Below are 14,214 nucleotides of genomic sequence, written 5' to 3' on the forward strand. Positions count from 1 at the left end.
ATTAGGCTATGAAGACAACTATAAATGTAGAAAATATACAGTGTAGTAGCTGTGCACGGTCTATAGGTAAAGAAATTGGTATTATTCCCGGAGTATATGGTGTGAATGTGGATATTGCGAATAAAGCTATTGTGATTGATCACACAGAAGAAATCACAGAAAAAGAACTTCAGGAAAAATTTCAGAAGATATATTGATCTATAAAATAAACAAAGGCAACGGTAAATTATAACTGTTGCCTTTGTTTTTTATATCTTTTGCCCAATAAAGCGTATTACAGAGGCTTTTCCATTATGTCCTATACCTTCTGCCAATTCTATTTCTATTTCTTCTAAAAGATCGATCTTTAAAGAATCAAAGATAGAGAGAATTTCTTGCTTCGAATACATCATCTCCACATGTGGAGGACCTCCAGCCAATGGATTTTGTTGCTGGTGTTTTACATGCTCTTTGCTAAATCCTTCGATAATAATATGCCCTCCAATTTTCAAAAAAGGCAGTAATGATCTGTGATATTTTGCTTTTAACTGTTCCGGTAAGTGAACATAGGTAAGAGCAATTGCATCGTAAGAATCAGGTATATAGTTTTGTGCAATATCTTCGAAATTCATTACCTTATATGAAATATCGACACTATTTTTATTTGCTAATCGTAGAGCTTTCTCTTTAGCCTGTTGGCTTTGATCGAAAGCATCTACACTCCATCCTCTTGTTGCTGCATATACACCATTTCGTCCCTCTCCATCAGCAGGAAGAAGAATTTTTCCTGTCAGAAGTGTATCGATGGTTTCCTTGAAGAACAGATTCGGTGTTTCTCCATAGCGGTATTCTTTTATATTGTAACTTTCGTCCCATTTATTATTCATAGTCATTCTTTTTTTAATTAGTATGCACTGAAGAAATCCGGCTTTATCGTAAATCCTATCCTTACCTGATTTGTATATTTCTTGTAATTCAGCAACCCTTCTCCATAACCGGCATAATAATCCAAAGTTAAGTATTGATTTGAATTTTTAGATACTCTAAATGATAAAGATGTATGTAAATTAGGGTTTATAATCTTATCTCGAGGGATTATATTAAGGCTAAACCACCATAAATTTTCCTTATCTATATAATTGACCGAAAAAATGCCATATCCTTTGTAGCGCAATAAATCTTTATTATTACCCCCATCCACATACGGCAGATATATTTGCGCTTTAGCCGATAATCGCATATTGTAAAAGTATTTGGCTGATAGATTTATATAATTCCAACTACGGGAGTCTTCTCCAGCTTTACCATTCGATTCATGTTCCAGAGAAATCATCATTGCCCCTTTCAGTTTATTGTCTTTTATTACATATCTGCCTATGCCTATTCCCGGATTGTAATTTGTATCGCTGAAAGGACTTGATTCATCGTAAATATCCCAAAATGATTTCTGAGAATACGTAATGTATAAGAATGAGTTGAAAGGGAGTACACTTTTGGTAACTCTGTGACGAATGCTAAACTGAAAAAATGCATCTGCCGTTTTTCGGGTTACCGATTTGTTTAAAGGGATTCCGGTTACCATATAATTATCCTTGTATACTGCAAAAGGAGCTTGCTTATCGAGCACAGACCTTACAAGATCTTCCGAAACTTCAATTGGCTTATGTTTCAACACATTTAATGACTGCATCTCATTCAGATAGTTATTTCGAAGAGAAAGACTATCCACCTGTAAGATGGTATTCTCTTGTGAGTAAGCACTTGGGATGTGTATGATGAGGATAAGGAATATGACTATTGTATAAAATATTGTTTTCATAATCTAAAAAAGAGAGCAAAAGACGATTTCTGTATTCGGTTTTGCTCTCTCAAGTTTAATTAATCAATTTACCGTTTAATATTCAGTTTATCAAGCAGGATTTCCAACGGACAAAATTTAGTGAACGAAGATTGTATAAGATTCACACCAACAAATGCAGGTAACAATAGCCATCCTATAGATACAAGGTAAGCTAAGGATATACCTATCAGCACCATTGTTCCCGCTACTATCCGTACAATATATTCACGTTTCATAATTAAATAAGTTTAGAAAAATTCTCTACATCTAGGATAAAAGCATGTACAGGAAAGGGATTTTTGGTTTCAATATTGCAACTATCAATTTCTACGATAGCCTTGTCTGCTATTTCTTTTGTTACAAAACTGAAGAGCATAATTGAATTTGTTTTTGCATTATTGCCATTCGCAGCAAACCATCCCAAGCTTTCTTTTTTCTTTTTATATCCTGTAATATTTGTTACGCTGAATCGCTTCACTCCGGCCTCATGGAGCAGACTTCCTACCTGCTCCTGATATTCCTTTATACTTAATACAACTAATAGCTTCATAATCATTTTACTTTCTTTTTCAACATTTTGAAATACAACAACGGCACAACAATCAGTGTCAGTACAGTAGAGGTTATTGTTCCACCCATCAAAGAAATTGCCAGACCTTGAAAAATAGGATCGAATAGAATGACGATTGCTCCCAAGACTACCCCTCCGGCAGTCAGTATGATAGGCGTGGTGCGTACAGCTCCGGCTTCAATCACAGCTTGTTTTAATGGAATACCATCTTTGAGTCGTATGTCGATAAAGTCGATAAGTAGTACAGAGTTTCGCACCATAATTCCGGCTAATGCTATAAACCCAATCATAGACGGGGCACTAAAGTAAGCTCCCATAATCCAGTGTCCGAAAATAATACCAATCAATGATAGAGGTATAGCAGCCAACTGTACCAACGGTGTGATAAAGTTTTGAAACCAAGCGACAATTAGAACATAAATAATAATTAATACAAATAAGAATGCTAATCCTAAATCACGGAACACCTCGTATGTTATTTGCCATTCTCCATCCCACTTTAAGGAAAAGTTGTCTTCATATTTTGGTTGCTTACTATATTCTTCTGATAAAGTGTATCCTTCAGGGAGTTTTACCTGAGATAACTTATCCGACACTTCCGTAATAGGATATATAGGGCTTTCTAAACTTCCTGCAACCTCCGTTAATATGTAAACTACACGTTTTTGATCTTTGCGGTGAATGCTTTTTTCTTTTTCTCCTTTAGTGACCTTCACCAAATCGCTAACGGGAATTGCCATACCTTGTTGATTCACAACTTTCATGCTTAGTACATCTTCTATACTTGATTTCTCTTTTTCTGACAGTTGAAGTACAATGCCTACTTGATTGACTGATGAAGGTTGATGCAATATGCCTACAGGCATGCCCGATAGAGCCGTTCTCATATTCTGAACAACTTGTGCATTGGGGATTCCCAATTTCATCGCTTTGTCTTTATCTACCTCAAACTTATATTCAGTCTGAGCATCTTCTACCGACCAATCCACATCAACAACATTATCTGTTGCAGCTAGTATATCTTTCACTTGTTTGGCTACCGCTATTTGTTGTTCATAATCAGGACCATATATTTCGGCTGCAATTGTAGACATTACAGGAGGACCGGGAGGTACTTCCACTATTTTTACATTGGCATTGTATTTTTTGCCGATAGCTTGCAAATCGGCACGTACCGATGTGGCTATATCATGACTCTGTTCGCTACGTTCTCCTTTGTCAACAAGATTAACCTGTATATCAGCTACATTGTCACCCATGCGCATATCATAGTGGCGAACCAATCCATTGAAGCTGATAGGAGCAGAAGTTCCCACATACGTTTGATAATTGGTTACCTTATCATTCCGATTGATATGTACAGCTAATTCTTTAGTCACGGCGGCAGTGCGTTCCAAAGTCGTTCCCTCCGGCATATCTATTACCACTTGAAACTCATTCTTATTGTCGAAAGGCAGCATTTTTACCGGAACAGATTTTGTATAAAACAACACAAACGATCCCAGCAAAACAACAGTTAAGCCAATCATAAATGTCCAACGGCGTTTTCTGTTTTCCAGAAACGGAGTTACTATTTTAGCATATAATTTGTATATTTTTGTTTCATGTAAATCCGTTTCTTTTTCTTCACTTTCGAGTCCTTCTCCTTTTTTATCTTTATGTCTTAAGAATAAATAGCCGAAATATGGAGTCAATGTCAGAGCTACTAGTAAAGAGAAAATCATGGCTATGGATGCACCTATAGGCATCGGACTCATATATGGTCCCATCATCCCCGACACGAATGCCATAGGAAGTACCGCAGCGATAACAGTCAGCGTTGCCAAGATAGTCGGATTTCCTACCTCATTGATAGCATATAGTGCAGCTTGCAATGGTGGTAGTTTTTTCATCTTGAAGTGACGGTGCATATTCTCCGCAATCACAATGGAGTCATCCACAACAATACCCGTCACGAATACTAATGCAAACAGTGTGATGCGATTGAGCGTATATCCCAAAAAGTAATAAGCAAACAGAGTAAGGGCAAAAGTTACAGGCACGGAAAGGAATACTACCAGACCGCCACGCCATCCCATAGCTATCATCACAAATAGAGTTACAACTATAATAGCAATAGATAAGTGGAACAGTAATTCGGATACTTTGTGTGAAGCCGTCTCTCCATAGTTACGTGTTACTTCCACATTCATATCCTTTGTGATAACATCTTTTTTCAGGTGATCTACTTTATCAATGACTACTTCTGCCAGCTTCATTGCATCAGCACCTTTTTTCTTAGCAATAGAAATAGTTACAGCCGAATAGTCGTCGGGCATGCCGGCTTTTTTATCGCCTGACGCAGCTCCATATCCAAACGAAACATATTGTTTGGGTACTTCAGGTCCATCTTCTACTTCTGCTATTTGATACAGGTAAACCGGCTGATTATCATTTGTTCCTATAATCAGATTCTTCACATCATCCACATTCGCAAAGAAATTGCCGGTTTGTACAGAGTAAACCATATCCCCTGTTACGATATTTCCGCTTTGCATTTGTGCATTATTCGCTTGCAGTGATTGGGCTATTGCTCCAAAGTCGAGCTTGCTCTGAGCCATCTTGTCTTTGTCGAGCATGACCTTCATCTGTCGGCTTTGTCCACCTACAATATTCACTTGTGCTACATCAGGTATTTTCTTTATCTCGTTGCCAACTACTTCGGCTACTTGACGTATTTGATAATCACCCATTTTATCACTCCAAAAAGTGAAAGCTAATGCAGGAACATCATCTATGGCTCGTGATTTTACCAATGGCATAGTCGCACCTTGTGGCATACGATCCATATTCTTCATCATTTCGTTGTAAAGTTTTACTAACGAACGTTCCACATCTTCGCCCACATAAAATTGTACGGTGAGCATACCCATACCATTCATGGAAGTAGAATAAACATGCTCTACACCTTTGATATTTGATATGATTTTTTCGATAGGTTGTACAACACCCGATTCTACTTCCTGAGGTGTTGCTCCGGGATAACCAATCATAATATCCGCCATAGGAACTTCAATCTGAGGTTCTTCTTCGCGCGGGATAAAATATATGCTGAACAGTCCTAAGAGCATAAAGGCAAACATGAGTAGGATACTCAATTTGGATTTTATAAATGCTCCGGCTATTTTTCCTGAAATTCCGTTTTCCATAATTTTACTTATTTACAGATACTTTTACTCCGTTATATAATTTGCCTTCGGCTTTGGATACAATCCTATCATTTTGGCTCAAGCCCGAAAGTACTTCTATTTGATTGCCGATTGTTTTACCTAAACGTATCCAGCGTAGATTGGCTTGATTTTGGTCGTCTATTACATATACTCCTGTCAGTTGGTCGCGATAAACAATCGAATTTTTATCCAGCATGATTTTAGATGTAATATTCTCACCAGTTTTATTCGGTATCAATATATTTACATACATCCCCGGACGTATATTTTCTTTATCTTTTGTTTCGATAGCCAACTTCATCGAGTATTGTCCTCCTGTACGGAAGGCCGACGGACTGAGTTCGGATACTTTCCCATCGATCGTTATCCCTAATGATTTCAATTCCATTTTGGCTACATCACCTACTTTTACATACTGTATATAGTTTTCGGGGATAGATGCTGTAACCTGCAATTCTCCATTCTGCTCGATCGTCAAAATAGGCATTCCCGGATTTGCCATGCTCCCTTCGTCTATCATTTTTTGTGTTACAACTCCCGAAAATGGAGCGCGTATATTGGTGTAAGAAAGCATCGCATTTACTTCGTTCATCTGTTGGCGAGCCATTTGTACTTTGGCATTCATAGAAGTATTCTGCAAAGCCACATTTTCGAGTTCCTTATCTGACACACTGTTTTGACCACGCAGCGTTTTATAACGTTCATAGTCACGTTGGGCATTCTTTGCTGCTGCTTCAGCTTCGGTAATCATAGCTTGTATCTGTGCCCTTTTTGCCAGAATATCATCGCTGCTAATAGATACGAGGAGTTGTCCTGATGCTACCTTATCACCCGGTTTTACATATATCTTCGTTACATAGCCCATCATTCGGGTACTGATGTTAGCGGTTTGCTTAGCTGTGACTTCACCGCTAAGATAAAATCCTTCGTTTGTAGATTGAGCCGGAGAATAAGCTTCTACTTTTACTATAGTCTTATCTTTATCCTCTAATTTATCGGAAGAAGAGCAGGCGTAAAGAGTTGATATTCCCACTATTCCTAAAAATGCATTTCTTAAAGTTTTCATATCTATTTATAGGTTTTATTTGTTACTTAGTTTTTGATAAAAAATTGAGATATGCTTCTGTCATATTATACGACATAATAGATTGAGATAGCATCAGTTTTTGCTGAAAGAATTGAGCCTGTGCCATCAGCAAGTCTGTGGTACTCGCTAAACCTTCACGGTGACGATTGGAGAGAATACGTAATGCTTCATCTGCTTGTTCCACGCTGGCTCTTTGTTTGTTGATCTCTATTTGGGAATCGTTCAGATCTCGTTTGGTTTTATTTAGCTCTAGTTCTTCTTTCTTAATGTGGAGGTTGAGCTCTTCTTGCATTTTATCTCGTTCAAATTGTGCCGATTTCATTTTACTCCGGTTTTGATTGCCTGAAAATATTGTCCAGCTTAGATTTACACCAACCAAGTAAGAATCATTCCCAAATTTGAAAGCTTTCGAATCATTTAAGCTATATGAGCCAAAAGCATTGATACGTGGCAGGAATGCCATTTTTGAAGATTTTACCATCATGTTAGTCGCATCTACAGCTTTGTTTAGTGCCATGATATCGGAACGATAAGACGAAAGCTCTCTATCTTGATATAGGTTTATCTCTTGCGACAATGAATCTGTTGTATACACATCGCTACTTGTTTCCAATCCCATCAGAAGACGCAGTCCGTCTGAGGCATTCTGTATATTACTTTCAGCTTTTGCCAATGCAGTTTCAATTGTATTGACTTGTACCTGAGCATTCAATACATCTGATTTTTGAACTAATCCTTGATTATAAAAATTGGAGACTGATTGATGTATTTGTTTCACATCCGCTAACGATTTTTGAAGGATGTTTCGAGCCTGATACGACATTTGTAATTGAGTATATGCTTTTCGCACTTCAAATTCGATGTATTCTTTGGCTCGTTCCGTTTTGTATTTGTAAACTTCCTCTTGAGCTTTAGCTCCTTTGCGAGCATAGATCATATCCATATTTAACAATGGTAGCTTAGCTTCTACCTGAGCACTGTAATTTTGTCTTGCTCCCGGATTATTCAGTTTTGACGGATCGAAATCCATGGCTGTAACTGATTCTTGCTGCAAGAGAAATCCGAAAGCATTTAGTGGGTTATTTGTACTTAAAGCGGTATATTCAACCGTCACTTGTGGGAGAAAAACGGCATCTGTTTGATGATAATTTGCATTCGCTACTTTGCCATCTAAATTGGACATTTTCACATGACTGTTATTTTTCACTGCTATTTCTACAGCTTTATCAACGGTGATGTATGGTGAATTTTGCGCCTGGATAGAGAGGCCAAGCCAAATCACACTTAATGTAATAATTATCGCTCTTTTCATTTTTATCATGTTCTTTATTATCGTTTATTTTATTTTCCATTGGAAATATACAGCAAAGGAAAATAATATTTTCTAAAGAAACAAATTTCCATAGGAAAATATAATAAAATATTATTTATTGCGTTATTATGAACATATGTTCATAATTATATTATCTTTGAATGTTTTAAAACCGCAATCAAATAATATTTATGGCTCGAATAAAGAAAAAGAGACTAGTCCAGATGGCTCCTTGTTTTGGAGGATTCAAGCCATTCGGTGTACTCAATGAAAAACAGGGCAGAGTTATGATAAATATTGAAGAATACGAGGCTCTCAAGCTATGTGATTATGAACATTTGACTCAATCAGAAGCGGCAGAATTAATGAATATCTCACGCCCTACATTTACTCGTATCTATGAGAGTGTCCGATCTAAAATTGCACGGGCATTCATTGAAGGCTTACCTATTATTTATGAAGGAGGAGATAGCTTGATTGCTGAATGGTACACGTGCAATAAATGCGAAATTATATTTACGCTGAAAAATATAGGTGGAAAGAGCTGTCCCCTTTGCAAGAGTAAAGAAATTACATTAAATTAATTTGAGTAAATGATTATTGCGATTTCAACAGATAAAGAAGACAATTGGGATCAGCCAGTTTCGGAAAACTTTGGACGTAGTCAATGGTTCTGCTTGTATAATACGGATACCAAGATAGTGCGGTTTATTGAAAATATAGCTGGATCAACCAAACAGAATGCGGGAATAAAAACTATAAATTTCTTACTTGAACTAAATGTTGATACTGTTCTATCAGGTCGTTTTGGTAGTATAACGACTGTTTTATTACGAGAAAAAAACATCCAGATAATCATTCCACAGAGAACAAAAATATTAAGTGAAATTATCAATCAATTAAAAAATCAAAAGTTATGAAAATTGCAATACCAACAAGAGCGAATGCTGTTGATGATCATTTCGGACATTGTGAATCCTATTCTATATTTACCATCGGAGAAAATAAAAATATAGAAGGTACTGAGACATTAGCTTCTCCTCAGGGATGCGGTTGCAAAAGTAATATTGCTTCGGTTCTACAAGACAAGGATGTAACAATTATGCTTGCCGGTAATATGGGTACAGGAGCATTAAATATCCTGACAAAACATGGGATAAAAGTATATCGTGGATGTTCTGGGGATGTTACAGAGCTAGTTAATGATTTCTTGAACGGCAATGTGACCGACTCAGGAGAAGGGTGTAATCATCATGAAGAAGGTCATCAATGCACTCATCATTAATGAATGAAAGCAACTGTTTTAATCGATAATAATCCGCATCCTCTACTAGACTTATATAATGAGCACGGTGTATGTATTTATTTTGAAATCGATGACCAGAAATACTTATTTGACGTAGGGGCTTCAGACAAATTTTACGTCAATGCTTTGCAATTAGGTATTGAGATAGAGGATGTTGATTATTTAGTAATTTCTCATGGGCATAATGATCATGGGGGAGGTCTAATGAAATTCCTTGAAGTAAATTCAAAAGCAAAGATTTTTATATCGTCCGAAGTGAGAAACCGATCCTTTTATTCGTATCGAAGAGAAAAAATACGGAATATAAGCTTAGACGTATCCTTATTCGAGCGATATTCCAAACGGTTTATTTTCATTGATAGGAACTGCAAGATAAATAAAGATATCGGACTTATTTGCAAATTTACAGATCAGTTTCCGCTACCTCAGGCCAATCGTACTTTGTATGTACAAAAATCAAATAATGAAAATCCGGATAGGTTTAGTCACGAGATAGCATTGGTTGTTAACGAGTCTAAAGAGATTATTGTTTTTTCGGGTTGCTCTCACAATGGCATTTTGAATATTTTGCATACTTGCAGAAAATATTATCAAAAAGAAGTGCTTCTTTGTATCGGGGGTACACACCTTATAAACTCGGATGAGAGCAATATTTATGAATCGGAAGAGGACATTTTACATATAGGACAGTATATCAATAACAATTATCCCAATATGCAAATAATAACTGGACATTGTTCTGGAAGTAATGCCATAAAATTATTGTCTAATGATCTCAGTGATAAAATAAAAGTATTTCATAGCGGTTTTACAGTCTACACATAATAGGACTCTCCATATTAAAATATTAAAACACATACAATTTGATAAAAGTAAGTGTTTTAATATATTTATCACGTCATACTTCAGGACTTTTAGCCTATTAACCATTTTTCAACCAAGACGAGCATTTCGCTATGAAAAATAAATTCATTCTTCATACCCCAACCATGCCCCCCTAATGGAAAGATATATAATGCAGAGGGAATGTCATTTAGCTTGAGGTGTTCATAATATACGATACTGTTTAAAGGAGATATAGCCGTATCATCATCACTACACATAATTAGACATCTCGGGGAAGTCGATGAAACATGTTTTTCTACAGAATAATAATCAATTTCCTCCTTACTGCAGGAAATATCTAATAGTTTCTCTCGCGAAGGCTTATGTGTTAGATTATCAGACATACTGATAACAGGATAGAACAACAAAGAAAAATCTAATTCAGAATCTTTCTCTATTCTTGTTGCCAGCGTTGCTACAATATGTCCACCAATAGAAAACCCTGCCGCTCCAATATTCCTCCTATCAATATTCCACTCTGAGGCTCTTGACCTTATTATTTTAATTGACTGTCTTAGGTCTATCTCGGATAAATACATATGTTTTTGGGGTAAACGATAATTTAGGACAATTCCGGCTATACCTATTTTTGCTAACCACTGTGCAAACTGTCGTCCTTCATGATCGGTATTCACTTGATTAAAGCCTCCACCACCACAAATCACAACCGCCTTTGCCGGATGAATTGCAGCTTTTGGTAAATACACATACATTTCAGGTATTCCTGCTATCTGATCATCGGGTTGATCTTATAATGGTACAGTAATGGAAGTATCCATTTTAAATATTTGAATTAATCAAACTCCATTCACTAATTGAAGGAATAACCCCAGATTCGATAAGACTGTCTCGCAAGTTACACAAATGAGAATAACTTTTCACCAAACTCTCATGCTCTTCGGCTGTTCCTTTAACCTTTCTATAGAATACTCCATTATTATCAAGTATAGTTTCCATAGACATCATAACATAGTTAAACTCATCTGTAGATAAATAAACACCTACAGGCCACTCAAATTTAGTTCCACCCATAGCTGCCCTAATCATTTCTATAGATAAATAAGCAGGACTCTGAAAAGATGATCTACCTCTTAAATCTATAATATTCTTTCCTCCTTGAATAACCCTTTGTTGCAACGCTTCCCATTCGCCTCGAGTCAGGGAGGGTGTACCAATCAAGTTATCAAGTGGCTCGCCATCAATAATTGCTGTAGATGAGAACACTGCCATTTGTTCACCATGTCCTCCATAAGTTCTGCAATTTTCAATTTTATCTGGATCTACTGAAAAATATTTTGCCAATTCATTTCTTAATCGGGTACTATCCAAAGCTGCAAGGGTGCTTACTTGAGAGGGCTTTAAACCAGAATACAAAAGTGTTAATAATCCGGTAATATCAGCTGGATTAAAAATAACAACAACATGTTTTACATCCGGACAGAAAGTTTTTATATCCTTTCCAAATTGTATAGCGATCTCTGCATTCCCTTTCAATAAATCTTCGCGAGTCATTCCCTCTTTTCTCGCTGCTCCTCCTGATGAAACAATATACTTACTTCCAGTCAATGCTTCTTTGATATCTGAAGTCGAAGAAATATTAATTCCAGTAAATCCACATTGTAATAACTCTTCAGTAACTCCCCGAAGACCTTTTTCATAGGGATCATATAAACAAATATTATTAGTTAAACCCATGAGAATGGCGGATTGAGCCATATTAGAGCCTATCATACCTGCAGCTCCGATAATTGTCAGCTTTTCAGCAGAAATTGTTTTCATAATTTTTCTCTTTTGATTAATAACAAAGTTATACAATGAATCATAGATATATGCATATAAAATCATTATAACCCATAACAAAAAGTTATACTTATAAAACGGTATATTATGTAATATCTCATGAAAATGCACCAAGCAGATATAGTCGTCATAGAAGAATAACTGAAAAAATCTTTTATTTTAAAAAAATATGATTGATTTTATGCATTAATCTGGCATATTTGCATAAATAAATATAGTATAGGTTCGAGTTTATTTTTAATTAGTACCTCTTTTTCATTACATATTCTTATAAAGCATAACCTTGTAATTCAATAGTTACGAATATAAAAAGACATTTATCAAGGAGACTCTATGATTTTAGTAAAGACGATGATTATTTTTCTTTGAAAATTGCTCAGATTAGCTTACTTCAAAACTCTCTTAATAGTTTAAGCTATCCCTAGCTTATCCGTGCATTTCCTTGTTCATTTTGTAACTATTATTATTTCTCTATTAGTTCTTTATATAAAGACATCGTTTTTGAAGGCAGATTCCCCATGTTAATTCTTTTCATTACAGAATCATAAAATGGAGGTACGAATAAATAATAATCAGAAAATGAATAAATATCTGAAGGAAATTGCCGATTTGTGCGGTATTGAGAAGCACCTCACCTATCATTTCCCTCGTCACTAAGAAAAGGCTTAGGAGCCATGCAAGAGTTTCCTTTCTCTCAATAAATACATCTTAATATTCTTTTCTTACCTAGAAGTAAGTATCAAAATCATATTAAATTATTGATCCTTTTTATTAAAAACATTGGTTACAGTAAAGGACTGCTTGTTTGAGTAGTCCTTTATTAACAATGAAGAGGATCACCAATGCGATCATCATTAATAACTTAACTGAAGTCTGTCTAAGATTTGCTTAGATTCAAATTTTAAAACTGTCTAAATCTAAGTAAATTGGCTAATTTCAAGACTGTTACCTGTTGGAGTGTTGCGATTTGCGTATATGCCTTTTTTTGTGTTTTTTTCATGAGCAAGATACACTAAAACATTTTATAAGCTATTAATCAATATATTAAAGGTTTTTCTTGTTTCTGTAGGTAACGATTTAGAAACCATCTTAGTTCTTAGATATGCTTAATTTTCTCACTATACTAAAGAGCGACTTATCTTTTGTAAAGATATAAAATTTTCGTTTTAGAGAACTGAATTTCTTAGATTTTCATCTTCAAATAGAATTTATGTGGTAGTAAAAAAATGATACTATATAGTCAAAGTTAAGATACTAAAAAACTTTTCCTCTTTCGTTACTCTTTGAAAACTTTAGATTAATATATGGATATTTCTCTCTAAGATAATTTACAAAATAAATATTCGCAATCTTGCGAATTTAATTATTATTCGTATATTTACGAACAATAAATATCGAGTCTATGTCAAAGAAAGAATTAACAGCCGATCAGGAACAATTAGCCCGTTTTGCTAAAGCATTAGGACATCCTATTCGTATTGCCATACTTGAAATGCTTGCCAATCAATCATGCTGCTATCATGGCGATATGTCAGAGGTTTTGCCCATTGCCAAAAGCACGCTGTCTCAGCATTTGAATGAACTAAAAGATGCAGGATTAATTCAGGGGACAATTACATTACCCACCGTGAAATATTGTATCAATAACGAGAACTGGAATAAAGCCAAAGAACTATTTGGTGGTTTTTTTACTCAATTACAGAAAACAGACGATGTTTGCTGATATGATGAACATCAGGTTTGCAACACCAAAAGATATCCCTGCTATTAAAGAGTTGTTCCGTTCAACTATTCTTTCAGTCAATTTGAAAGACTATACACCCGAACAGGTCGGATGCTGGGCTGCAAGGGGAGAAGACGTGAGTGTATGGGAGGAACGGATAAATGAGCAATACTTTATACTTGCCGAGGAAAACAATACAATATTAGGGTTTGCTGCCCTAAAATTGTCAGGGTATTTAAATTCTATGTTTATCCATAAGGACTATCAGGGGAAGGGCATTGCAACATTCTTACTTAAAAAGATTGAAGAATATGCACGGTTAAAAGATATTTCAGAAATAACTGCTGATGTCAGTATTACAGCCCAACCTTTCTTCTCAAAAAAAGGCTATGTTATTTTGGAACAACAGACCGTTTGCATTGGTATTTCCATGACAAACTATAAAATGTCAAAAGTTTTATCCTGATATTTTTTTAAGATAAGCATTCGTTATTCGACGAAA

At 35.7% G+C, this 14,214-nt stretch carries 16 protein-coding genes; 7 read left to right on the forward strand and 9 right to left on the reverse strand.

The window, feature by feature from the left end:
* The first annotated feature begins 8 nt into the window (after positions 1-8).
* The gene (locus tag BQ8014_RS14415) at positions 9-197 is read left to right on the forward strand and encodes a heavy-metal-associated domain-containing protein (protein ID WP_080904956.1); all 189 of its coding nucleotides are present in this window, start codon (positions 9-11) and stop codon (positions 195-197) included.
* Between the two features lie 51 nt (positions 198-248).
* Here BQ8014_RS14415 and BQ8014_RS14420 read toward each other — a convergent pair whose 3' ends face one another.
* The 7 genes from BQ8014_RS14420 to BQ8014_RS14450 all read right to left on the reverse strand — a co-directional run bounded on the left by BQ8014_RS14420 (position 249) and on the right by BQ8014_RS14450 (position 7,998).
* A complete protein-coding gene (locus BQ8014_RS14420) occupies positions 249-866 on the reverse strand; it encodes a class I SAM-dependent methyltransferase (RefSeq protein ID WP_080904957.1) in 618 nt (205 codons plus the stop codon).
* A gap of 17 nt (positions 867-883) precedes the next feature.
* Positions 884-1,669, reverse strand: a complete 786-nt coding sequence (locus tag BQ8014_RS14425; RefSeq protein ID WP_234998056.1) for a phospholipase A — start codon at positions 1,667-1,669, stop codon at positions 884-886.
* Positions 1,670-1,866: 197 nt separating this feature from the next.
* Complete coding sequence (locus BQ8014_RS14430) at positions 1,867-2,055, reverse strand: YgaP family membrane protein (RefSeq protein WP_080904959.1); 189 nt, start codon at positions 2,053-2,055, stop codon at positions 1,867-1,869.
* Positions 2,056-2,057: 2 nt separating this feature from the next.
* Positions 2,058-2,369 (reverse strand): hypothetical protein, encoded by a 312-nt coding sequence (locus tag BQ8014_RS14435; protein WP_080905982.1) that lies wholly within the window; start codon positions 2,367-2,369, stop codon positions 2,058-2,060.
* 2 nt (positions 2,370-2,371) lie between these two features.
* Positions 2,372-5,578: an efflux RND transporter permease subunit gene (locus BQ8014_RS14440; RefSeq protein ID WP_080904960.1), complete on the reverse strand. Its 3,207-nt coding sequence runs from the start codon at positions 5,576-5,578 to the stop codon at positions 2,372-2,374.
* Positions 5,579-5,582: 4 nt separating this feature from the next.
* The gene (locus tag BQ8014_RS14445; RefSeq protein ID WP_080904961.1) at positions 5,583-6,665 is read right to left on the reverse strand and encodes an efflux RND transporter periplasmic adaptor subunit; all 1,083 of its coding nucleotides are present in this window, start codon (positions 6,663-6,665) and stop codon (positions 5,583-5,585) included.
* A gap of 22 nt (positions 6,666-6,687) precedes the next feature.
* A complete protein-coding gene (locus BQ8014_RS14450) occupies positions 6,688-7,998 on the reverse strand; it encodes a TolC family protein (protein WP_080905983.1) in 1,311 nt (436 codons plus the stop codon).
* A 191-nt stretch (positions 7,999-8,189) separates the two neighbouring features.
* Here BQ8014_RS14450 and BQ8014_RS14455 point away from each other — a divergent pair, with 191 nt between their 5' ends.
* Genes BQ8014_RS14455 through BQ8014_RS14470 form a run of 4 tightly spaced genes read left to right on the forward strand, consistent with a single transcriptional unit; the run spans position 8,190 to position 10,129 of the window.
* Entirely contained in the window at positions 8,190-8,582 is a 393-nt protein-coding gene (locus tag BQ8014_RS14455) for a DUF134 domain-containing protein (RefSeq protein WP_080904962.1), read from the forward strand.
* A gap of 9 nt (positions 8,583-8,591) precedes the next feature.
* The gene (locus BQ8014_RS14460; RefSeq protein WP_080904963.1) at positions 8,592-8,918 is read left to right on the forward strand and encodes a NifB/NifX family molybdenum-iron cluster-binding protein; all 327 of its coding nucleotides are present in this window, start codon (positions 8,592-8,594) and stop codon (positions 8,916-8,918) included.
* Positions 8,915-9,283, forward strand: coding sequence for a NifB/NifX family molybdenum-iron cluster-binding protein (locus BQ8014_RS14465; RefSeq protein ID WP_080904964.1), 369 nt, complete (start codon positions 8,915-8,917; stop codon positions 9,281-9,283). The genes BQ8014_RS14460 and BQ8014_RS14465 overlap by 4 nt, the downstream gene beginning before the upstream one ends.
* 3 nt (positions 9,284-9,286) lie before the next feature.
* Positions 9,287-10,129 (forward strand): MBL fold metallo-hydrolase, encoded by an 843-nt coding sequence (locus BQ8014_RS14470; RefSeq protein ID WP_080904965.1) that lies wholly within the window; start codon positions 9,287-9,289, stop codon positions 10,127-10,129.
* A gap of 89 nt (positions 10,130-10,218) precedes the next feature.
* On the opposite strand, the gene BQ8014_RS14475 is transcribed toward BQ8014_RS14470, so the two are convergent.
* Both BQ8014_RS14475 and BQ8014_RS14480 read right to left on the reverse strand, forming a co-directional pair.
* Positions 10,219-10,902 (reverse strand): alpha/beta hydrolase, encoded by a 684-nt coding sequence (locus tag BQ8014_RS14475; protein ID WP_080904966.1) that lies wholly within the window; start codon positions 10,900-10,902, stop codon positions 10,219-10,221.
* Positions 10,903-10,969: 67 nt separating this feature from the next.
* Positions 10,970-11,968, reverse strand: coding sequence for a malate dehydrogenase (locus tag BQ8014_RS14480; protein WP_080905984.1), 999 nt, complete (start codon positions 11,966-11,968; stop codon positions 10,970-10,972).
* A gap of 1,423 nt (positions 11,969-13,391) precedes the next feature.
* On the opposite strand from BQ8014_RS14480, the gene BQ8014_RS14485 reads away from it, so the two are divergent.
* Both BQ8014_RS14485 and BQ8014_RS14490 read left to right on the forward strand, forming a co-directional pair.
* Complete coding sequence (locus tag BQ8014_RS14485) at positions 13,392-13,712, forward strand: ArsR/SmtB family transcription factor (protein ID WP_080904967.1); 321 nt, start codon at positions 13,392-13,394, stop codon at positions 13,710-13,712.
* On the forward strand, positions 13,702-14,178 hold the full coding sequence (locus BQ8014_RS14490) for a GNAT family N-acetyltransferase (RefSeq protein WP_234998057.1): 477 nt from the start codon (positions 13,702-13,704) through the stop codon (positions 14,176-14,178). Before BQ8014_RS14485 ends, BQ8014_RS14490 begins: the two co-directional genes overlap by 11 nt.
* Positions 14,179-14,214 lie beyond the last annotated feature (36 nt).

Source organism: Parabacteroides sp. Marseille-P3160 (assembly GCF_900162725.1).
Taxonomy (GTDB): domain Bacteria; phylum Bacteroidota; class Bacteroidia; order Bacteroidales; family Tannerellaceae; genus Marseille-P3160.

Coding starts and splice junctions, on each gene's coding strand:
- BQ8014_RS14415 (WP_080904956.1), top strand. CDS start 9: ATGAAGACAACTATAAATGTAGAAAATATACAGTGTAGTAGCTGTGCA.
- BQ8014_RS14420 (WP_080904957.1), bottom strand. CDS start 866: ATGAATAATAAATGGGACGAAAGTTACAATATAAAAGAATACCGCTAT.
- BQ8014_RS14425 (WP_234998056.1), bottom strand. CDS start 1,669: ATGCAGTCATTAAATGTGTTGAAACATAAGCCAATTGAAGTTTCGGAA.
- BQ8014_RS14430 (WP_080904959.1), bottom strand. CDS start 2,055: ATGAAACGTGAATATATTGTACGGATAGTAGCGGGAACAATGGTGCTG.
- BQ8014_RS14435 (WP_080905982.1), bottom strand. CDS start 2,369: ATGAAGCTATTAGTTGTATTAAGTATAAAGGAATATCAGGAGCAGGTA.
- BQ8014_RS14440 (WP_080904960.1), bottom strand. CDS start 5,578: ATGGAAAACGGAATTTCAGGAAAAATAGCCGGAGCATTTATAAAATCC.
- BQ8014_RS14445 (WP_080904961.1), bottom strand. CDS start 6,665: ATGAAAACTTTAAGAAATGCATTTTTAGGAATAGTGGGAATATCAACT.
- BQ8014_RS14450 (WP_080905983.1), bottom strand. CDS start 7,998: ATGAAAAGAGCGATAATTATTACATTAAGTGTGATTTGGCTTGGCCTC.
- BQ8014_RS14455 (WP_080904962.1), top strand. CDS start 8,190: ATGGCTCGAATAAAGAAAAAGAGACTAGTCCAGATGGCTCCTTGTTTT.
- BQ8014_RS14460 (WP_080904963.1), top strand. CDS start 8,592: ATGATTATTGCGATTTCAACAGATAAAGAAGACAATTGGGATCAGCCA.
- BQ8014_RS14465 (WP_080904964.1), top strand. CDS start 8,915: ATGAAAATTGCAATACCAACAAGAGCGAATGCTGTTGATGATCATTTC.
- BQ8014_RS14470 (WP_080904965.1), top strand. CDS start 9,287: ATGAAAGCAACTGTTTTAATCGATAATAATCCGCATCCTCTACTAGAC.
- BQ8014_RS14475 (WP_080904966.1), bottom strand. CDS start 10,902: ATGTATGTGTATTTACCAAAAGCTGCAATTCATCCGGCAAAGGCGGTT.
- BQ8014_RS14480 (WP_080905984.1), bottom strand. CDS start 11,968: ATGAAAACAATTTCTGCTGAAAAGCTGACAATTATCGGAGCTGCAGGT.
- BQ8014_RS14485 (WP_080904967.1), top strand. CDS start 13,392: ATGTCAAAGAAAGAATTAACAGCCGATCAGGAACAATTAGCCCGTTTT.
- BQ8014_RS14490 (WP_234998057.1), top strand. CDS start 13,702: ATGTTTGCTGATATGATGAACATCAGGTTTGCAACACCAAAAGATATC.